Source organism: Bacillus aerolatus (genome assembly GCF_009183655.1).
Lineage (GTDB): Bacteria > Bacillota > Bacilli > Bacillales > Domibacillaceae > Pseudobacillus > Pseudobacillus aerolatus.
In genome coordinates, this window is record NZ_WEIO01000010.1 from 126,489 (window position 1) to 146,257 (window position 19,769).

Consider the following 19,769-nt stretch of genomic DNA (forward strand, 5'->3'; position numbering starts at 1 on the left):
CAATAATATGATAAAGAGGAAGAGAAATTATGGAAACTGGAGGGGTTAGAGATGACGAACGAACAAGCAGTAAAGCAGCTGCCAGCAAGAGAACAAGTACCGGCGGAGCTTACGTGGCGGCTTGAAGATATTTTTCAAAGCGATGCTGTATGGGAAGAAGAGTTCAAGCAAGTAAAACAATTGTCTGAACAAGCGCAAACGTATCAAGGAACTCTTGGGGAAAGTGCCGAAAGCCTCCACCGTTTTTTCACTTACCAAGATGAACTGCTTGAGCGCATGGGCAAACTGTATACATATTCCCATATGCGCTACGACCAAGACACAACAAATTCCCACTACCAGGGATTGGACGACCGCGCCAAAAATTTATATACACAAATAGCGAGTGCACTTTCTTATGCCGTGCCGGAAATTTTGGCGATTGACGAAGCAAAGCTGCAGCAATTCGTGGCAGATCATGACGGGTTGAAAGTATACGAGCAGGCGATTGACGAAATCAATTTGCAGCGCTCACACGTCTTATCCGCAGCAGAAGAGAACTTGCTGGCGCAAGCTTCCGAAGTGACTTCTGCGTCCAGTAACACATTTGGCATGCTGAATAATGCTGATCTTGAGTTCCCGATAATCAAAGATGAAAATGGCGAAGATGTACAAATTACGCACGGCCGCTACATTCAGTTTTTAGAGTCAGATGACCGCCGTGTACGGGAAGAAGCGTTTAAAGCTGTTTATAAAACGTATGGACAATTTAAAAATACGTTTGCGAGCACGCTTAGCAGCCAGATTAAGAAAGACAATTTTTATGCGCGCGTAAGAAATTATAATAATGCGAGAGAAAGTGCGCTGGCCGGCAACAACATTCCGGAAGCGGTATATGACAACCTCGTTAATACAGTAAATAAAAACTTGCATTTGCTCCACCGCTACATTGAGCTGCGCAAAAAAGTGCTCGGCGTCGACGAGCTTCATATGTATGACTTGTACACACCACTCGTCAAAGATGTAAAAATGAAAGTATCTTATGAGGAAGCAAAAGAATATATGGTGAACGGTTTAGTACCATTAGGCAAAGAATACATCAATACATTGAAAAATGGCCTGGAAAGCCGCTGGGTCGATGTTGTTGAAAATAAAGGCAAACGCAGCGGGGCTTATTCCTCGGGCGCGTACGGAACAAATCCGTACATTTTAATGAATTGGCAGGACAACGTGAACAACTTATTTACTCTTGCCCATGAATTCGGCCACAGCATGCACAGCTATTTCACACGCGCTGCTCAGCCATACGTGTACGGCAATTATTCCATCTTTGTTGCAGAAGTGGCTTCTACGTGCAATGAAGCGCTGCTGAATGACTATCTGCTCAAAAACTTGGACGATGAAAAGAAGCGTCTTTACATTTTGAACCATTACCTCGAAGGCTTCCGAGGCACGGTTTTCCGTCAGACGATGTTTGCTGAATTTGAACATATTATTCATATGAAAGCTCAAAATGGAGAAGCGCTGACAGCGGATGCACTCACGAAAGAATATTATGAACTGAACAAAAAGTATTTTGGCGATGGCATGGTCATCGATGAAGAAATCGGCCTAGAGTGGGCGCGTATTCCGCATTTTTATTACAACTACTATGTGTACCAGTATGCAACTGGCTTCAGTGCGGCGACTGCATTGAGCGCTCAAATTTTAGAAGAAGGGCAGCCGGCGGTAGATCGTTACATTAACGAATTCTTGAAAGCGGGCAGCTCCGACTATGCGATTGAAGTATTGAAAAAAGCCGGTGTTGACATGACAACAGCCGCTCCAATTGAAGAAGCATGCAAAGTATTTGAGCAAAAGCTGAATGAAATGGAACAGCTTTTATCTTAAAAATGAAAAAAGTCTCCTAATCACGGAGACTTTTTTACTTCAACCGTTGTCTGTTCATGAAGTATACCGGCAAAAATAAAACAATAAACAAAATCGGTGCCGTTACATATAAAGGATATAAATTCAGCAAGCCCAGCAAATTAAATAAAAACGCAGCCGCTACGAGAGAAGCATAAAGCCAAAAAGCCATCCATTTCATTTGTCACCCTCCTGCAAAAAACGTCCCATTATATGTTAGTTTACGCTTACTATTCCAGTGTTATGACAAATGTGTGAAAAGATGTGCAAGAGCTTGTTTTTAGTTGTACGTACATGATAATATAATAATTGTGAAGTTGATCACACGCAAACATATACCCCTTTGTTTGACCGTGAAAAATTTCTCCCATCCCCTTTGTTCGTGAGAAAAGGCCTTGTAATGATACAAGGTCTTTTCTTTTTGTTGCCTAGGAAACGATAAAATAATTTCATGGTGGATAACTTTGCTAATGGAGCGGATCTACATCCAGCTCTAGCACCTGCAGCTAGACATTGAGGAAAGCACAATCGCTGATCAAGGCGATGGCGCATTTGTTATGCAGCGGATCTCCACAATAAAAAAACAGCCTGGGAAGCAGACTGTTTACTTATAAAAAAATACCGGAACTAATTCCGGCGTATTATTTTAATTGATATATTCCCATATAGAGCCAAACTTTACTGGTACTTTACGGACTTTACGTTGAAGGAGAAGTTTTTTCATTTCTCTTTCCACTTCGTTTTCTGTCCAATTGTACACTTCGCTAATCTCTTTCGTGGCAGTGAAGCGAAATTGCTTCAAAAAGTCTTCGAGTGAAGGAGGAGATTGCGGCTCCGGAATTTCTTCGAGCATTTCTTCTAAAATCTGTACATAAATATCATAGGAATAGAGGCCGGTAATTTTGATGCCTTCTTCTTCAATATTTTCATTAAAGAAAACAAGTGTAGGGGCTTCTTCCACTTCCATTTCCGACGAAATTTTTAAATCACATTGAAAGGCTTTTGCCGCGCTGGAAGAATGAATATCATTTAAAAACTCAACTTTATCAAGGCCGGCTTCTTTTGCACAATCTGTCAGCACGGCAAGATCAGAAATGTTTTGCTTGCCAATAAACAGCACTTCCTGCACTTTCCGTAAAAAACGGCTTCCGGCCCGGCGGCCTTGCAGTTCCGCAGCTTTAATAGCAATCGATGCCAGGAACGGAGAAGAGACAGGCTGATCGATCCAGAGAGTGCCGTCACATGACATGCCGGATCGGGCTGCCGATGCATCCCACTTTTGGGATATGGATTCACATTTATGTTTTTGAAGATTCAATGTGGCCAGGCTGCCTGTCAGCACTTGCTTTAAGCGAAAATAGCGGCCGTATTCAATGTGAAGCTTGCGGATAAACGGCTCAAGCGCCCAGCATTCCGGACAAAGAGGATCCACGAACATATAAATCTCTAGTGGTTTCTGCTGAGTCGAACACATCCGGTTAAGCAACAATGATGGTTTCAATAGTCTTCACCTGGTTCTTCCGGCTGATTGACCATGTGATTGGCCGTTAACTCAAGCCGATGATATAAAAAGTCACGTATGTCGCCATGCAATTCAATTTCATCCATCGCTTCACTCATACAGTGCAGCCAGGCAGCAGCGCGTTTCGGGGTTACCGGAAAAGGCAAATGGCGCGCCCGAAGCATCGGGTGGCCATGTTCATCAGTGTATAAAGAAGGACCGCCTAAATATTGAGTTAAAAATTGTTTTTGCTTGCGGGCCGTTTCCGTCAAGTCATCAGGGAAAATTGGAAATAAGTCAGGATGTTGACCAACTTTTGAATAGAACACATCAACAAGTTTTGAAAGCTTTTCTTCGCCGATATAGTCAAATGGTGCTATTGATTTTTCGCCCATACCAATAACTCCTTTTTACCTTGTAGTTGTAAATTCATTTTATCAAGGGGGCTGTTATAACACAAACAAAGTGCTTATGCCTATTTTTTACAGGTGGCTGTTCTGAATTATAATGAGAAATTTATCAGGGGAAAGAGAAGGGGCTGTCTTAAAAGTCATTGAGTAACAGACTTTTAAGACAGCCCCTTAAATATAAGCATCAGGCGTAATAGTTAGCACTAATTTTACGTACATAATTTTGAGTTTCTTTAAATGGGGGAATGCCGCCGTATTTTTTTACGTTGCCCGGACCTGCATTGTAAGCAGCGAGCGCGAGTTTAATGTTGCCGTCAAATTGATCCAGCATTTGGCGAAGATATTTCGTGCCGCCGAATACATTTTGTTCAGGATCAAATGAATTATGAACGCCAAGCCCGCGTGCGGTGGCCGGCATTAGCTGCATCAGGCCGGCTGCGCCAACGTAGCTTTTCGCGTCCGGGTTAAAGTTTGATTCTTGGCGGATGACTGCCTGGATTAATTTCTTTGGTATGTTATATTTTTCAGCTGCTCTTGTAATAATGTCATCAAAATCTGTTTTTGTTGTTGTACTTACCGGTTTGAGAACATCTGCTCCTGGTTTCGTCGGAAGAGCAGCAATCGGCAATGCCGAAGAAGTGAAAGCAGCCGTATCAGAATCTAATAAAGAACCTTCAAGAGACCCTCCGCCGGCAAGTTCCAGCCCTTGCATTAAAGCCTGCTGTAGTACAGCCCCAAACACTTGGCTCGGGGCTGGTGCAGCAGAAGGGGCTGTACCGGGATACATAGACATGCTTCGCAAGGCATTCGTCTCAAACATTGTTTTAAATAAATCGCTGCTCATCGTTCGCTCCCTATTTGTTACCAGCTGACTGGCGTAATTTTTCGTTGTAAAATCTTCTTACTTTATTATCGGCTTGTTTTACAGGAATTTGATACCTTTTAAATAAATCATGGAAGATTTTCTCTCCGCTTTTTCTTTCCGCTGCTTCGTATTCAATTTCATAGTCTTCGCGGTTTAAATAGAAGCTGTTGTCAAAAACGAGGAGGCCTCCTTCAAAGGCTGTTTCCGCTCTTTTCGTAGATAACGTACCGAAATGTTTTAAGTTAGTGAAATCGGTTATTAAATATTGAATAGCTTTTTTTACAGGCCCATCCGGGAAAGGCCCGCCCGCTAAAAGAGTCTCTGCTTCCGAACGGGAAAGTACCTCATTCGTTTCAAGCAACCCGTCCACTGCTGGCTCTTTTAACGTTAATTCAAATGTCCCGTTCTTCTCCCGGACACGCAGCGCACAGCCTGCTTTTTTTAACAGAAATGATTCTGTGTCTAAGTAATGATTATGCTGCACGTGAAAATCCTCTGGCTGTATGTGAAAGGCATTTACAAGTCGGTCGAAATCTGCCTCACTGACTATGTTTTTAAACTCAATCTCTAATTCCTGGCTCATATTCGTCCCTCTTTCTATAAATTCGCTGCGATCATCCATAGCTCTGTATTTGAAATGTATATATGTGTTAAAATATGAAATGGGTTTTTAACGTTAGCGCGTTGGATAGGCGCTTGGGGTTATAAGTTAAATAGCCGTGGCAGCAAAGGAACTGCCTCCACGCTATTCGTCTTATGCTTATCGCGGCTAGCTAGGGGCTTTCGCTCCAAAAATGATTTTAGCACAGCAGGCATGGAAAGGGGAAAAAGAGAATGAGAAAAACAATTCATTTTACAAAAGCAACGTGGAGTGGAAGTGGGTTGGAACTGCATGCAGAACCGCCTGTAAAGATGACAGGCATTCGAGCAGCGGGACAGATGATTGTAGATTCCGATGCAGCAGCTTTTGTATACTTAGCTGAAGAAAACGATGAATTTATTTATTTATACATACATGAAACTGCATGGGGAGCTCTTCAAAAAGCATTGAAAGAAGAAGCTCGTCTTTTTGCAGCAGGTGAAGATGTGATCCTCGAACTTGATGGCTGGAAAGAAGAACTCCTTTATTTAGTCAGTAACATTGAAGGGAACAGCAATTACGGAGATGAAATGGTGGAAAAAGTGGAGACGACTTTTTTACACCAACAATAATGCAGCCGAGTCTGAGAGGGAAGAGAAATGACGAATTGGGATGAATTTTTAGTACCTTATAAACAAGCAGTGGATGAGCTGAAAGTCAAGCTGCGCGGAATGCGGACACAGTTTGAGCGTGGAGATGAACATTCACCGATTGAATTTGTCACAGGCCGAGTCAAGCCGGTTGCGAGCATTCTTGATAAAGCGAGCGAAAAAAATATTCCGTTTGACCGCCTTGAAACCGAAATACAAGACATTGCTGGTGTCCGCATGATGTGCCAGTTTGTCGATGACATTATCAAAGTCGTCATGAAGCTGCGCATGCGCAAAGATTTTAAAATTATTGAAGAGAAAAATTACATTTCCCATAAAAAACCGAGCGGCTACCGGTCGTATCATATGGTCATTGAATATCCTGTGCAAACGATTAATGGCGAGAAAAAGATACTCGCTGAAATTCAGATCCGCACGCTGGCAATGAACTTTTGGGCAACGATTGAACATTCATTAAACTACAAATACGAAGGACAGTTCCCAGAAGAAATTCAAATGAGGCTGCAGCGCGCGGCAGAAGCCGCTTTCCGTCTGGATGAAGAAATGTCGCTCATCCGTGAGGAAATTAAAGAAGCGCAAGCGTTCTTTACGAAGAAAAAAGAACAGGCGAACGACCACAGAACGAAAGAATAAAGAGAGAAGGTGGTTCCATATGAAATTTGCTGTAACGTCTAAAGGAGATGCCGAGTCCAATGCGTTAATGCATAAGATCCGCGCATACTTGCTTGATTTTAAGTTAACGTATGATGAAAACAAGCCGGATATCGTTATTTCAGTCGGGGGAGACGGCACGCTTTTATACGCGTTTCACCGTTATAGCTCACGGCTTGATAAAACGGCGTTTGTCGGTGTTCATACAGGCCACCTCGGCTTTTATGCTGACTGGGTGCCCGATGAAATTGAAAAGCTCGTTATTGCCATTGCACGCACTCCTTACCAGATTATTGAGTACCCGCTTCTCGAAACCATCATCCGCTATCAAAGCGGCGGCAAGGAAACGAGATATCTTGCGTTAAACGAATCAACAGTAAAAAGTGTGGAAGGGACGCTCGTCATGGACGTGGAAATTCGCGGCGACCATTTTGAACGCTTCCGCGGCGACGGCCTGTGTGTTTCCACCCCGTCAGGAAGCACTGCTTACAATAAAGCACTCGGCGGCGCCATTTTGCACCCATCTATTCGTGCACTGCAGCTGGCAGAAATGGCTTCGATTAATAACCGGGTGTTCCGGACAGTCGGTTCGCCTTTAATTTTGCCTGCTCATCATACGTGTATGCTAAAGCCGGTCAACCGGCTCGACTTTCTCGTGACGATCGATCATTTGACGCTGCTTCATAAAGACGTGAAGTCGATTCAATACCGGGTAGCGAACGAGAAAATCCGCTTTGCCCGCTTTCGGCCGTTCCCGTTCTGGAAACGAGTGCACGATTCGTTCGTCAGCAGTTAACATGAAAAGATTTCGATTGAATTGGACAGCAGCGGGACAAGACGAGGGAAAAGGGCTGCGGGAATTTTTGGCCGAACAGCAAATTTCCCGGCGGGCGCTGACACATATTAAGTTTAACGGCGGCCGGATTTCAGTTAATGGCCGGGAAGAAAACGTTCGCTTTCAATTAAAAGCGGGAGACAGCATTGACGTTATTTTCCCCCGGGAAGTGCCAGGCGAAGGGATAGTGAAGGAGCGTTTTCCGCTCTCTATCGTCTTTGAAGATAAATACTTGCTTGTTATCGCTAAGCCGGCGGGGATGGCTACCATTCCTTCCCGGGAACACCCGTCAGGAAGCCTTGCGAATGGACTGCTCGGTTACTACGAGGAAAAGGGAATTGAAGCCACTATTCACATTGTCACTAGACTCGACCGTGACACATCTGGGCTCGTACTGATTGCAAAGCACCGGCACGTTCACCATTTATGTTCAGACATGCAAAAGAAGCATTTGATATCCCGTTCGTATGAAGCACTGGCCGGCGGCGTACTTTCCGCCCAAACCGGCCGGGTTGAAGAACCGATCGGCCGGAAGGAAACGAGCATTATTGAACGCGAAGTAAGAGCAGACGGTCAATACGCCTGCACATATTTTGATGTGATTGAATCATTTTCGCGATTCACCCGTGTGGCGCTTCAATTGCAAACCGGCCGCACGCACCAAATCCGTGTACACATGGCCCATATTGGCCATCCACTGCTCGGTGACAGTTTGTACGGCGGTTCCTTGACGGAAATCAACCGCCAGGCCCTCCATTGCGGCCAGTTGTCTTTTTCGCATCCTGTCACAAAAGAAAACATGCACTTTCAACTGCCGCTGCCGGAAGACATGCAGAAAGTGGTAGAGAGTGCGGGGAAATGATGAACAACGCTCGGAAATCGTGAACAGCAGCCCTAAAATTAAAAACAACTCTGCCCCGCTTTCCGGCAGAGTTGCCTATCTATGGTCCGCCTCGTCGCTGGCGGGCCGTTTTTTCTCTGATGAATAAAAAAGCATAGTTTTTATACTTAGCTTTGGTGGCCAGCTCCAGGCGCCATCGGCTCGAGGTTACAAGCCAATCCGTCCAGAAGGTTAAAGAACAGCCTTCCAGCCGGATCGTCTTGTGCTTGAGGCCCGCAGGAAGCGGGTCATGCGGACGTTGTCATAGGATGTGGCGAATTTATTCTGCGCTCCTTGATAGGCGGGCGCCTTCCGCTTTTCTTACTCGATGCGGCGGAATTTTTCCGGGGTGAATGGCATGGACGAAGGGACAGAGACTGTTTCTTTTTCAGGGTAGCGAAAAGCCGTTAAGGCTCCACCAAAAACGGCACCGGTATCAATGTTGGCAGAGTGGTTGATGATCCGGACTTCTTTCGTCGGTGTGTGGCCGTAAATAATCCATGGCTTCCCGTAGTACGTTTTCGCCCAGTCGCGCCGGACAGGAAAGCCGTCGGGATGCGTTTCGCCAGTAATGTCGCCGTACAAGACAAATGTTTTTACTTTGGAGTTGTATTTGCCGATGTCACATTCTCGGATGCCGGCATGAGCGATGATTAAGCGTCCGTCATCGAGGATGTGATAAAGCGGCGATTGTTCATACAACGTCATGAACTTTTTTTTCACTCGCTTATAGTCGCGGTTGTTCAGTTCATTAAGCTCAGCGACGGTTGTGTCCAGCCCGTTGTTGATATTAACTTTATTGCCGAGGAGCATCCGGTACAGTTTATTGCAATGGTTGCCAGGCACATAATACGCGAGATTTTGCTCCCATAAATCATGGACCGTTTCCATGACAAGGACGGACGCCGGGCCGCGGTCGGTTAAATCGCCGACAAAGCCGAGCAAGCGGTCTTGCGGGTGAACGGGGAGTCCGCTTTCCCACGAATAACCAAGTTTTTTTGTCAATTGTTCAAATTCTTGGAAGCAGCCGTGGATGTCTCCAATAATATCAATTTTCACGTGTAAAGCACTCCTTTAGTCAATAATGTCAATGTTTAAAAAATAACAGGCTGCAGCGACAGACCAATTCTGCTCCTTTTACTATACAATGAAAAGATAAAATATTCGCTGAAAAGGAGGTTCTTTTATGGAAGAGCACGCCTCATTACTTTCCTTAGTTATTGTTATTGTTGCCGCTTTTTTAACCCCTATTATACTGCATCGGCTGAAGTTGAACTTTATGCCGGTCGTCATTGCGGAAATTATTGTCGGCTTAATTATCGGGAAAAGCGGTTTTGATATTGTCGCCCAAGACGTCTGGCTCGAAACATTGTCTACGCTCGGCTTTCTTTTCTTAATGTTTTTAAGCGGAGTGGAAATTGATTTTACCGCTTTTTCCAATAAGAAAAAAGAAGCTCCAAGAATGCTGCCGGGGAAAGCCGAGCCGAATTCATTTGCAGCAGCGACGATTGTTTTTACCGGCATTTTGGTGTTGTCGTTCGGGTTATCTTATTTATTCGTCTTGCTCGGCTTGATCGAAGACGCTTTTTTAATGACGCTGATTATCTCGACAATCTCGCTTGGCGTTGTTGTGCCGACGTTAAAAGAAGCTCATTTAATGAAAACAGTGATCGGGCAGATTATTTTGCTCGTCGCCGTCATCGCCGACCTTGTTACGATGATTCTTCTCGCTGTGTTCGTGTCAATCCATGGAGCCGGAGGAGGCAATATGTGGTTGCTGCTCGTGCTGTTTGCAGCCGGTGTATTACTTTATTTCATTGCCAAACGCTTTAAAAATAAACCTCTTTTTGAAGCTTTATCAACCGGAACAGTACAAATCGGGACGCGCGCTGTATTTACTTTAATGATTGTGCTCGTTGCTTTGTCCGAATATGTCGGAGCAGAAAACATTCTCGGTGCTTTTCTCGCCGGTGTGCTCGTCTCGCTGCTGGCGCCAAACCACGAACTCGTCCGCCAGCTCGATTCGTTCGGCTACGGTTTTTTGATCCCGATCTTCTTCGTGATGGTCGGCGTGGAGCTGGAATTATGGTCGCTGTTAAGCGACAAAAAAATGCTCCTGCTTATTCCGCTGTTAATGATTGCCTTCTTGATTTCCAAAGTGCTGCCGATGCTATATTTAAAGAAATGGTATGACATGAAAACAGTGATGGCGTCCGCTTTTTTGTTGACATCGACATTGTCACTCGTCATTGCTGCAGCGAAAATCGCGGAACGGATAGATGTCATTACGGCACAAATGAGCGGTTTGTTAATTTTGGTGGCTGTTATTACGTGTTTAATTACCCCAGTCGTCTTTAAAAAGTTGTTTCCGCCTCATATGAAAGAGGAGAAGCAAATTAAAGTCGCTTTCGTCGGAGCGAATCAATATACGATGCCGATTTCAAAAGAATTAAAATCCGCTTTATACGATACTGTCGTTTATCGGAAAAAGCCGGAAGCGGATGAAAGCAACTTGAGCAACTCGGTATTCGACGTCGTTGAACTCGATGAACTGTCTGTCAGCGTCATGGAGGAAAACGGTGTATTCGCAGCCGATATTCTCGTATTCGCGACGGGAAGTGAAAAGCAAAATGCGGAACTGGCGACGGTCGCGAAAGCAAGAGGAGTGGAGCGTGTCATTGTCCACGTTGAAAGAGAAGAAGTAGAAAAGCAGATGATAGAAAAAGGAATCGAAACGTTCTCTTACTTCCTGTCCGCGAAAGCGTTGCTGCGCGCACTGATTGAATCGCCGAGCATTATTAGTATTTTAACGAATAAAGAAACATCGCTATACGAAGTGGAATTGTTGAATGACAACTATGAAGGCCTAACGCTCAGAAATTTCCCGTTTACCGGCGATGTCATTTTCGTCCGGATTTTCCGCGGGAACGATTCGATCGTTCCGCACGGGGATACAGAACTTCGCCTGCAAGACCGGCTTATTTTAACCGGATCAAAAGAATATGTAGACGAACTAAAGCTAGAACTTGAATACGGAGGATGATAAGAAGCGGCTGAAGCAAATGTTTCAGCTGCTTTTTTGCAAACGGTGCTTTTCAATTCGAAGCTTTCCTGTTAATATTATTACTAGGTACTAATAACTTGTAATAACAGGAGGAACGGAAATGACATTTTCTTTAACAGGAAAAACCTTTGTTGTCATGGGAGTTGCCAATAAAAGAAGTATTGCTTGGGGAATTGCCCGCTCACTGCATGCAGCCGGCGCCCGGTTAGTTTTTACATATGCAGGTGAACGCCTCGAGAAAAATGTCCGCGAATTGGCGGAAACGCTTGAAGGAAATGAATCACTTATTCTTCCTTGCGACATTACTGTAGATGAAGACATTGAAACGTGCTTTGCAAAAATTAAAGAAGAAGTCGGAACGATTCACGGTCTGGCCCACTGTATCGCTTTCGCTAATAAGGAAGATTTAGCAGGGGACTTTGTAGACACATCCCGTGAAGGTTTCCTTCTTGCTCATAATATTAGCGCGTATTCACTCACTGTTGTCGCGAAATATGCAAAGCCGCTTATGACAGAAGGCGGAAGTATTATGACGATGACATATTTAGGCGGCGAGCGCGTCGTGAAAAACTATAACGTCATGGGTGTCGCAAAAGCGTCTCTCGATGCGAGCGTGCGCTACTTGGCAGCAGACCTCGGCAAAGACGGCATTCGCGTTAACTCAATTTCTGCCGGTCCGATCCGTACACTCGCAGCAAAAGGAATCGGCGACTTCAACTCGATTTTAAAAGACATTGAAGAAAGCGCACCGCTGCGCCGCACAACAACACAGGAAGAAGTAGGCGACACAGCTGTTTTCCTTTTGAGTGACATGGCTCGCGGCATTACCGGTGAAAACATTCATGTCGATTCCGGTTTCCACATTATCGCTAAATAAGATACAATCCAAAACCCGCTATCGCAGCGGGTTTTTTTCTTTTTTTCATGAAACGGTTAAAACGGGCATATAAATGAAAAGAAAGCTTGGCAGGAGGTGTGTGTATGGAGAAGAATAAAGAAAAGCGCGAGCCGCTTATGTATATTCATCAGCCGGAATTTGTTTGGCCCGAGCCGGTCATGCAAAGAGTGTATCACACGAAAAATGAATCTCAGAAAGCAGAAAAAAATTCAAAGAACCAAATTTACGAAGAAACAAAAAAGGAAAAGTTGGCGGAAGAAACAAATCAACACGTAAAAGAGCCTGAACAAGTTCAGAAAAAAAAAGAGCCGCCGAAAGAAGAGAAAAAAGAGGTGAGAGAGCGGCCTGCCTGGATGGACATCCAGCCGGTCAAACGTTTCCAAGACATGAAGATGGATGAAAAACTTCAACATTTAATGACGCAGTTCACGACGCTTCCATGCTTGTTTGATTGCGGTGAGCAGTCTCATAAAGGCATACTCCGTGAAGTTTCGCCTACACAGATTCAAGTAAGAACGTTTAAAGGAGATATTGTCACGATCGAAAGGCAGGACTTGAAGCGTATTAAATTGCTCGGTCCGCTATAAAACAGGGCAGCGTGGATGATCGAACGGCAAATTGTGTGCTCTAAAAAATAAAATGAATGTGTCTTGCTCGTAAAGTTTCGAATGTGACCAGTAAAATCGATGAACCGGCTAGTATAGTTTGCGCGCCACTCGCAAATTCAAACAACTGACAAGTAAACAATCGATTGAGCGAAAGCGCGGGCTGACCGGCCGCAAAGGAAAAAGCAGCGGCTGGACCCGCTGCTTTTTCTCTTCATTAATCGCAAATTCTTAAGTTGACGTCTCTGACACATTGAACGCCGCAGAAGCAATTTAAGTCAACAGTGATACAGCTTCGTGTAGCACGGAAGTTTCTGACTTTGCATACTTTGCGGAGATCGATGCAGCAATCGTCCGTAATATCCACTAGATCTCTGTCATCATCGAGAGGGGCTAATACACGGAGGCGTGCGCAACAGTTGTTAAACACCTCTTCTACACGGAAGAAAATAGACACGCAGGCGTCATCGTCATCACGTCCACGGCGATCACGTCTGTCATGCCCGTCGTGGTCATGCCCATGATCGTGGTCGCGGCAGTCGCGGTGATCTCTTTCCGAATCAAAGAAAGCAAAGAATGGCGTACCATCTTTTGTTGATAATGTAAAGACGCGTGTATCTGCATTACGGCGGCGTGCACCGGCTAAGTCACCCAGCGGTTCAATTAAACAGTCTTTGCAATCCAGGCAATCGTCATCCATCGTTTCGTCCTGCAAATCTTTAATGGCCCGCAGCACCTCGCATACACAGCCGCTATGATGACGGTCGCGACGGTCATCATCGTGTTTATTGCAGCTCATAAATAAGCTCCTTTCTGAAAATTAATATTCTTACATTACTAACATATGGGGATTTAGCGGAATGGGTACGGACAATTGACGCATTTACGAAGAAAAATTTTATGTCAAAAGTGAAAGGGTTAATGATGAATATAACGGTTATTGATTTTATCATTCTTTTTCTTTCTTCCTTCCGGCTGACGAGACTGCTCGTGTTTGACGAGATTATGGAAAAAATACGTGAGCCTTTTTTTACAGAAATAGAAGAAGTATCGGCAAAAGGGGAAGTAGAGATATTTCTCGTGCCAAAGCCACACGGGTGGAAAGGGTGGATCGGCCGCATGCTTAACTGCTACTGGTGCACGGGAATGTGGGCGTCCGCTTTTTGTTGTTTGTTGTATATGTTTCTTCCCGGCATTGGCGGTATGTTGCTTCTTATTCTGGCCATCGCCGGCGGAGCCGCCATCCTTGAACTAGCCGTCCAGCAATTTATCAACCATTCCGATTAACCAATTCGAGCCCAGTCTCATATAGTAATGTATGAGGGGAAAAGGATGTGACAAATAAATGAGCGAGTCCTCATCCCAAAATAATCAAGATAAAAATCAAAAAAAGAAATCTTGCGGCTGTTCAAATAAGAAAAGAAGAAAGAAAAAATCGTCTGAATAAAGACGGTTTTTTCTTTTGGATAAATAAAAACAGCAAAACAGAAAAAACTAATACATAAATGGCAGGAAGAATGGAGGAAAAACATGAAAACGGTCATTTTTGTAATTGTGGCCATCATACTTGCGGGGTGCAACTTGCAGGAAGAAAGACCAGACAGCCCGCTCGCATTAATTAAAACGACGAATCCGGAACCGATTCAAATTGAGAAAAATGGAACATCCGTGGAAAAAATCCGCAAAGAAGTAGAAGGCATTGATGAAATTTATGATACAGCCGTCATCAAAGGTGACCACAACACTCTCGTCGCTTACAAAGTCCGGCACTTGGACCGGTTTCGTATGAAGAAAATCGAAAAAAACCTGAAAGAGCGTCTCGAAAAACAATATGAACAAGAAACCTTTGTCGTATCGAGCGATTATAAAATTTTCCTTGAAGCGGTCAGGCTGCGAGAAGACATTGATGCGGGAAAAATGAACGATGAAGAAGCGGACAAGCGGCTTCATGAGATCATTAAACTGAAAGAAGAACGGGCGTAAAGGAGAGGGCACATGGCAAATAACAATGAAAAAAAGACACCTGCCCAGCAGCAATATGACAAGCTGAACCAAAAGCATGAACTTAAGCGGCCGCTTCTTAAAAACTGCTTGCGCGCTTTTTTCGTCGGCGGCTTGATTTGCACGCTTGGCCAGGCAATTACTTATTTCTTTATTTACTTTTTTAATTTCACCGAACAGACGGCCGGGAACCCGACGGTAGCGACGATGGTATTTTTATCAATGCTGCTAACAGGGTTTGGCCTATATGACCATTTAGGGCAGTACTCAGGAGCGGGAAGTGCTGTACCGGTTTCGGGATTCGGAAACGCCGTTATTTCAGCGGCGATCGAACATCGTACGGAAGGATTTGTGCTCGGCGTCGGCGGCAATATGTTCAAATTGGCGGGATCAGTCATCTTGTTCGGTGTGTTCGCGGCTTTTGTTGTTGCTTTAATTAAAACGATCCTCATTCAGTGGGGCGGATTATAGCCCTTCTAGAGAAGAAAGGAGTGGCATGTGATGCTCGGTATGTTTTTTTGGGCGTTTGTCATCGGCGGACTTATATGTGTTATCGGCCAGCTAATGATGGACGTCGGCAAACTAACACCAGGCCATACGCTTAGTGCGATGGTCGTCGCCGGCGCGGTTTTGGCCGGCTTTGATTTATACGAGCCATTAATTGATTTTGCAGGGGCTGGAGCGACCATTCCGATTATGAGCTTTGGAAATTCGCTCGTCGCAGGAGCCATGCAGGAAGCGGAAAAACACGGAATTGTCGGTGTGCTGACCGGTATGTTTGAAGTGACAAGTGCAGGCATTTCCGCTGCTATTGTTTTTGGATTTATCGGTGCAGCTGTATTCAAACCAAAAGGATAAACAGACTAGTCATTGGCCCAAACGAATCCTCGTTTTTCTCATATAGTAACAGTGAAGTAAGAAAAGCGAGGTGAGAAGAATGGGCTATGGATTTGGCGGAGGCTGCGGCTACGGCGGCTACGGCGGTGGTTATGGACGCGGAACATCTACTTTCGTGTTAATCGTTGTGCTTTTCATTTTGTTAATTATCGTTGGTGCGAGCTTTTACTGCTAATGAATCACCAGGCTGACTAGAACGGGTTATGCAAAACGCCCGTTCCAGTCAGCTTTTTTCTTGGCAGGAAGGAAGTGAACTTTTTTTAGATGAAAGCATAAGATAAAAAAGAGAAGAAGGAGGTTGAAAAAGATGGATAACGGATTTTTTAAAAACATTGAACAAAAAACGGGCGTCCGAATGAAAGATGTGTTGGAACTGGCCAATTCCCTGCAAAACGCGAACTTTAAAGATCAACAAACAGTGCGGGACGTGATCAAGCGCGTGGCTGCTCTCGCTAACAAACCAGTTCCGCAGCAGCTTGAAGACCAAATTGTCCAGTCCATTGTAAAAGACGGCAGCAAACTAGACATCCAAACAATCACAGACATGTTAAATAAAAAAGATAAAGGATAAAATTTTTTCGAATAATTCAAAAAACTTGTTTGGTTTTCTAAAAAAGCGGGTAAAGAAGAAAAAATCTAACTTTTTTTAAGAAGAAAGGGAGGAGAGAGAAATGGGCTACATCCTGCCGATTCCTCAATATCAATACAGCCAGTACCGGGAACGCGTAGTGAATGAACTCGGTGACAGCTATTCATCCATTGATCCTGTAGAAAGGGTTTCTTTTAAGAAAATCCTTGACAATAGCTCTGATGCATCTATGGCTTCGAACGACCGTACAAGGGCCCAGCTATCAAAGAAAAAAGAATACGAAGCTTTTCAGGCGCACCTCGCAAAAATCAGTGGCAAAGGTATACAGATTAATAAGTACGTGTAAGCTGAAAAAGTACTTAGCTCTCTATTACCGCAAGACGAAAACAGGGGCTGTCCCCCAAAAAAAAGAGCCAGGCACCTCCATAGCCATATATAGTATAAAATACTATACAATGGCTTGGGGAGGAGGAGCCAGGCACTTACGGGACAGCCTCTGTTTTCTGTTTAAAAGGTTTTTTTCATCGTTTTATGCGGGATGCCGGCATCCATGAACTCGTCTGAAATCACTTCATAGCCAAGACGTTCATAAAACGGGATCGCGTGGGTTTGTGCATCGAGCTTCAAGGCAGCTGCATTATGCTCTTGCGCATGCGTTTCCAATGCATCCATAATCAGCCGGCCAGCACCTTTACCGCGGTACTCAGGCAATACGCAAATTCTTTGCGCTTTGCCGAAGCCATCTTTTATGAGGAAGCGTCCAGCGCCGCAAGGCTTCTCGCCGTCGTATAAGACGAAGTGAACCGCGGCATCTTCATGTTCATCAATTTCTAATTCGAGCGGGACACGCTGTTCTTCCACAAACACCTTTTTGCGGATGTCATACGCGTCATTGCGCCCTTGTTCATTCTTTACGGTAATTACTTTCACTGGATCATTGTTCCTTCCCTAATAAGAATGTGTCATAGACCGTCCATGAACCGTTTTCCAGCTGGTAAAGCAAATGGAAGCGATCCACCGTTTCTTCATGGTCAATGGAAAGCATAGTTAACGAATTGTACACATCATCATGTTCCAGATTGGAAAGATCCTGAGCCACTGTTAAATGGGGAACAAAAGCGTATTTCGGTTCTCCCCCAGTTACCTCTTCTGTATGCAAGTCTTGATTCAACGCAGTCAACGTGTCGTTTGGATCTACTTTAAAGTAAATCACATTATTCACCGGGTGGAATGACTTCACCTTGCTGACGTGAAAATTAAATGGTTTATATTTTTTTGCAATATCCCACAACTGTCCCGTTAATTGTTTTAGATCGCTTTCCTCAGCGTCAAACGGGCTTTTTAATGTAATGTGAGGCGGTACGAGCGAATAGTGAGGGTCATAACGCTTACGATATGAGTTAGTTAAATCTTGCAGCTTTTTTGATGGGAAAATAACGATGCCAAGCTTCATGCCATTTCACACTCCTTATAAAGTAAATATTTAGAAAAGACTTCATCATCTTATTATAACAAATCTTCTAATTATTCCATAGGGAAAATACTTTTCTGCAAAAACAACTTATTCAAACATCGTGAGAAGCGCCCTTTTTAAATCAGGCTGCCAAGACTTCCAGGAGTGTCCTCCTTGAAATTCGTCATAAAAGAAATCAAAGCCTTTTTCATAGAAGAGATCACTGAGCGCCCGGTTCGGTGACAGGAAATCATCTATTTCTCCGTTTGTTCTCGTTACTTCTGTCTCCTCAAGGCCGATGACATGGTACAAGCTCAAGTGTTTGTAATCTTTTGCTTCACTAACCGCATTGATCACTTTGTCATCAACGTGCGGCGAATGCATGAGCACTTTGCCAAACGTATGCGGGTAGCGGAGAGCAGTCATTAATGAAACAGTGGCCGCCAGTGAATCACCCGCAAGCGCCCGGCCATGACCGATGTGATGGACGGGATACTTTTCATCGAGAAACGGCACAAGCTCATGCGCCAAAAAGCGAATGTACGCCTCCTGTTTAGCGCCGTCCGGATGGTATTTTTGCCAGCGGTCTTCGACATCGCGGTAAGGTACACCGACGATAATGATATTTTCAATCGCTTCTTCCGCCAGCAATTCATCCGCTACACGCGGAATACGACCCATTTGAAAATAGTCTTTCCCATCCTGGGTAATTAATAGCGAATATTTATATAACGGGGAAAAATTCGCTGGAAGATACACGAGCAGCTCGACTTCTTCACCGAGCTCTTTCGAATAAATCGTTTCATCTTGAATCGTGCCGCGTTTCAACGTCATAGCTTTCCTCCCAAAAATTGATAATGTTTTTCATTCAATTCTAGCATAAAACGGCCGGAGGGTAAGCCGCGACGCTTCAGTTCCGGAATAAGAATACAAACTTGAACACAGGGAAGCGAAAGAAAAGGGGAGCTTTCGGCTGACTGGCATGCAGATTGCGGGGAGCCTGTGCATAAATTGGATGTGGGCGTGCAGAAAGTCGAGTATTTCGTGCACAATGCCAGGCTGCCGGTGCATATTTTGCAGATTTTCGTGCAGGACGCTATAAAGCCCGTGCATAAACCCCAATTATTAGTGCACAAATGTGGCTGCCTCTTTACAATATAAAGATTATTTTATTTCCACTGATTCTTGCTGGTGCTCATGAAGTTCGCCTTTTTCTACGTGCACTTTCACGTTGTACGTGTCTGGGGAGATAAACGTATGAGCGAGCGTGTATTTGCCGTTTACCATTCTGCCATTGTCTTCCCGTTTTTTGCGAATTTCAAACTGCACTTCGCTGGCATCTTCTACTTTTTCTTCCCCTTGTGTCACTTTCGCACTGAGAGTCACTTTTTCATTCGGTTCCGCTTGATCCGGCAGTTGAATTTCTACATTTAACATTTCGGGTGCTTTATTTGTCTCGGCTGGTTTTTCTTCTTTTTTCCCATTTGAACACCCGACGAGGATCACTAATAAACTGAAAAACAAAATAGCGAGCTTTTTCACTATGTCACCACTTTCCAAAATTTTCTTTACATCTTATTATGTATTGCCTAAGCTTTTCATTGTAGACAACCTAACCTGAAAAAAGTGTCAAAGTGGTCACTTTTTATTCAACAAATAAAAAAATGCCTAAGGGCAAGAACCCTCAAGCTGTATGGCTGTTTCTGCGCAAAGCAGCAGCTGGATAAGCGGCAAGTATATTAGAAAGCAAAAAACGTCGATTTTGTTTGCGGTAAAAGCAATAAGCATATATGGCAGACGGAGAGAGTGACTTCACCACAATATTGCGCTGGGTGATCGTCCCGTCCTGTGCCTCATACATAATAACGAGCGGCATCTCTTCACGCTGGCTTCTTAGAAATAAAGCGTTCAATTGTAATCGCCTCCTTGTTTTTATTTTATACGAACGAATGTTCTTTAATCAAGGAGAATAGCCGATTTTC

27 protein-coding genes are annotated in these 19,769 nt (G+C 44.3%); 15 read left to right on the plus strand and 12 right to left on the minus strand.

The genetic code is table 11. The annotated features are described in order from the left end of the window. Positions 1-51: 51 nt before the first annotated feature. A complete protein-coding gene (gene pepF / locus F9802_RS15670) occupies positions 52-1,869 on the plus strand; it encodes an oligoendopeptidase F (protein WP_152153651.1) in 1,818 nt (605 codons plus the stop codon). A gap of 34 nt (positions 1,870-1,903) precedes the next feature. Here the strand turns inward: pepF and F9802_RS19785 are convergent, their stop codons facing one another. From F9802_RS19785 to F9802_RS15690, 5 genes are all read right to left on the minus strand, one after another. Next, positions 1,904-2,068: a hypothetical protein gene (locus F9802_RS19785; protein ID WP_191992014.1), complete on the minus strand. Its 165-nt coding sequence runs from the start codon at positions 2,066-2,068 to the stop codon at positions 1,904-1,906. A gap of 465 nt (positions 2,069-2,533) precedes the next feature. Further along, the gene (locus F9802_RS15675) at positions 2,534-3,361 is read right to left on the minus strand and encodes a ClpXP adapter SpxH family protein (RefSeq protein WP_152153753.1); all 828 of its coding nucleotides are present in this window, start codon (positions 3,359-3,361) and stop codon (positions 2,534-2,536) included. Positions 3,362-3,384: 23 nt separating this feature from the next. Continuing rightward, on the minus strand, positions 3,385-3,783 hold the full coding sequence (locus tag F9802_RS15680; protein ID WP_152153653.1) for a globin domain-containing protein: 399 nt from the start codon (positions 3,781-3,783) through the stop codon (positions 3,385-3,387). A gap of 199 nt (positions 3,784-3,982) precedes the next feature. Next, positions 3,983-4,642: a lytic transglycosylase domain-containing protein gene (locus F9802_RS15685; RefSeq protein WP_152153655.1), complete on the minus strand. Its 660-nt coding sequence runs from the start codon at positions 4,640-4,642 to the stop codon at positions 3,983-3,985. Positions 4,643-4,652: 10 nt separating this feature from the next. Beyond that, positions 4,653-5,246 (minus strand): CYTH domain-containing protein, encoded by a 594-nt coding sequence (locus F9802_RS15690; protein ID WP_152153657.1) that lies wholly within the window; start codon positions 5,244-5,246, stop codon positions 4,653-4,655. A gap of 251 nt (positions 5,247-5,497) precedes the next feature. On the opposite strand from F9802_RS15690, the gene F9802_RS15695 reads away from it, so the two are divergent. The 4 genes from F9802_RS15695 to F9802_RS15710 are packed head-to-tail and all read left to right on the plus strand — an operon-like array spanning position 5,498 to position 8,262. Further along, on the plus strand, positions 5,498-5,875 hold the full coding sequence (locus F9802_RS15695; RefSeq protein ID WP_152153659.1) for a UPF0738 family protein: 378 nt from the start codon (positions 5,498-5,500) through the stop codon (positions 5,873-5,875). A gap of 27 nt (positions 5,876-5,902) precedes the next feature. Beyond that, complete coding sequence (locus F9802_RS15700; protein WP_152153661.1) at positions 5,903-6,547, plus strand: GTP pyrophosphokinase; 645 nt, start codon at positions 5,903-5,905, stop codon at positions 6,545-6,547. Continuing rightward, the gene (locus tag F9802_RS15705; protein WP_225435374.1) at positions 6,450-7,361 is read left to right on the plus strand and encodes an NAD kinase; all 912 of its coding nucleotides are present in this window, start codon (positions 6,450-6,452) and stop codon (positions 7,359-7,361) included. Before F9802_RS15700 ends, F9802_RS15705 begins: the two co-directional genes overlap by 98 nt. A 1-nt stretch (position 7,362) precedes the next feature. Further along, positions 7,363-8,262: an RluA family pseudouridine synthase gene (locus F9802_RS15710; RefSeq protein ID WP_152153665.1), complete on the plus strand. Its 900-nt coding sequence runs from the start codon at positions 7,363-7,365 to the stop codon at positions 8,260-8,262. 339 nt (positions 8,263-8,601) lie between these two features. Here the strand turns inward: F9802_RS15710 and prpE are convergent, their stop codons facing one another. Continuing rightward, the gene (gene prpE / locus F9802_RS15715; RefSeq protein WP_152153667.1) at positions 8,602-9,339 is read right to left on the minus strand and encodes a bis(5'-nucleosyl)-tetraphosphatase PrpE; all 738 of its coding nucleotides are present in this window, start codon (positions 9,337-9,339) and stop codon (positions 8,602-8,604) included. 127 nt (positions 9,340-9,466) lie between these two features. Here prpE and F9802_RS15720 point away from each other — a divergent pair, with 127 nt between their 5' ends. From F9802_RS15720 to F9802_RS15730, 3 genes are all read left to right on the plus strand, one after another. Beyond that, entirely contained in the window at positions 9,467-11,323 is a 1,857-nt protein-coding gene (locus tag F9802_RS15720) for a monovalent cation:proton antiporter family protein (protein WP_152153669.1), read from the plus strand. Positions 11,324-11,444: 121 nt separating this feature from the next. After that, positions 11,445-12,221 (plus strand): enoyl-ACP reductase FabI, encoded by a 777-nt coding sequence (gene fabI / locus F9802_RS15725; protein ID WP_152153671.1) that lies wholly within the window; start codon positions 11,445-11,447, stop codon positions 12,219-12,221. Positions 12,222-12,325: 104 nt separating this feature from the next. Continuing rightward, entirely contained in the window at positions 12,326-12,829 is a 504-nt protein-coding gene (locus tag F9802_RS15730) for a CotO family spore coat protein (RefSeq protein WP_152153673.1), read from the plus strand. A 235-nt stretch (positions 12,830-13,064) separates the two neighbouring features. Here F9802_RS15730 and F9802_RS15735 read toward each other — a convergent pair whose 3' ends face one another. Then, positions 13,065-13,646, minus strand: a complete 582-nt coding sequence (locus F9802_RS15735) for a CotY/CotZ family spore coat protein (protein ID WP_152153675.1) — start codon at positions 13,644-13,646, stop codon at positions 13,065-13,067. A 101-nt stretch (positions 13,647-13,747) separates the two neighbouring features. On the opposite strand from F9802_RS15735, the gene F9802_RS15740 reads away from it, so the two are divergent. From F9802_RS15740 to F9802_RS15770, 7 genes are all read left to right on the plus strand, one after another. After that, positions 13,748-14,134 carry a DUF1360 domain-containing protein gene (locus F9802_RS15740; protein WP_225435375.1) on the plus strand — a complete coding sequence of 129 codons (387 nt, stop codon included), beginning with the start codon at positions 13,748-13,750 and terminating at the stop codon, positions 14,132-14,134. 243 nt (positions 14,135-14,377) lie between these two features. Beyond that, on the plus strand, positions 14,378-14,830 hold the full coding sequence (locus tag F9802_RS15745; RefSeq protein WP_152153677.1) for a YhcN/YlaJ family sporulation lipoprotein: 453 nt from the start codon (positions 14,378-14,380) through the stop codon (positions 14,828-14,830). A gap of 12 nt (positions 14,831-14,842) precedes the next feature. After that, entirely contained in the window at positions 14,843-15,319 is a 477-nt protein-coding gene (spoVAC, locus tag F9802_RS15750) for a stage V sporulation protein AC (RefSeq protein WP_152153679.1), read from the plus strand. A 30-nt stretch (positions 15,320-15,349) separates the two neighbouring features. Next, complete coding sequence (spoVAE, locus tag F9802_RS15755) at positions 15,350-15,706, plus strand: stage V sporulation protein AE (protein ID WP_152153681.1); 357 nt, start codon at positions 15,350-15,352, stop codon at positions 15,704-15,706. A gap of 79 nt (positions 15,707-15,785) precedes the next feature. Further along, the gene (locus F9802_RS15760; RefSeq protein ID WP_152153683.1) at positions 15,786-15,920 is read left to right on the plus strand and encodes a YjcZ family sporulation protein; all 135 of its coding nucleotides are present in this window, start codon (positions 15,786-15,788) and stop codon (positions 15,918-15,920) included. 132 nt (positions 15,921-16,052) lie between these two features. Beyond that, positions 16,053-16,316: a stage VI sporulation protein F gene (locus F9802_RS15765; protein WP_152153685.1), complete on the plus strand. Its 264-nt coding sequence runs from the start codon at positions 16,053-16,055 to the stop codon at positions 16,314-16,316. Between the two features lie 100 nt (positions 16,317-16,416). Then, a complete protein-coding gene (locus F9802_RS15770; RefSeq protein ID WP_152153687.1) occupies positions 16,417-16,680 on the plus strand; it encodes a hypothetical protein in 264 nt (87 codons plus the stop codon). A gap of 161 nt (positions 16,681-16,841) precedes the next feature. On the opposite strand, the gene F9802_RS15775 is transcribed toward F9802_RS15770, so the two are convergent. The 5 genes from F9802_RS15775 to F9802_RS15795 form a co-directional block, all read right to left on the minus strand. Then, on the minus strand, positions 16,842-17,264 hold the full coding sequence (locus tag F9802_RS15775; RefSeq protein WP_152153689.1) for a GNAT family N-acetyltransferase: 423 nt from the start codon (positions 17,262-17,264) through the stop codon (positions 16,842-16,844). Positions 17,265-17,268: 4 nt separating this feature from the next. Continuing rightward, a complete protein-coding gene (locus tag F9802_RS15780; RefSeq protein ID WP_152153691.1) occupies positions 17,269-17,787 on the minus strand; it encodes a YjcG family protein in 519 nt (172 codons plus the stop codon). A 108-nt stretch (positions 17,788-17,895) separates the two neighbouring features. Beyond that, positions 17,896-18,621: an alpha/beta hydrolase gene (locus F9802_RS15785; RefSeq protein WP_152153693.1), complete on the minus strand. Its 726-nt coding sequence runs from the start codon at positions 18,619-18,621 to the stop codon at positions 17,896-17,898. A 330-nt stretch (positions 18,622-18,951) separates the two neighbouring features. Then, entirely contained in the window at positions 18,952-19,329 is a 378-nt protein-coding gene (locus F9802_RS15790) for a FixH family protein (protein ID WP_152153695.1), read from the minus strand. A gap of 142 nt (positions 19,330-19,471) precedes the next feature. Beyond that, on the minus strand, positions 19,472-19,699 hold the full coding sequence (locus F9802_RS15795) for a hypothetical protein (RefSeq protein ID WP_152153697.1): 228 nt from the start codon (positions 19,697-19,699) through the stop codon (positions 19,472-19,474). Positions 19,700-19,769 lie beyond the last annotated feature (70 nt).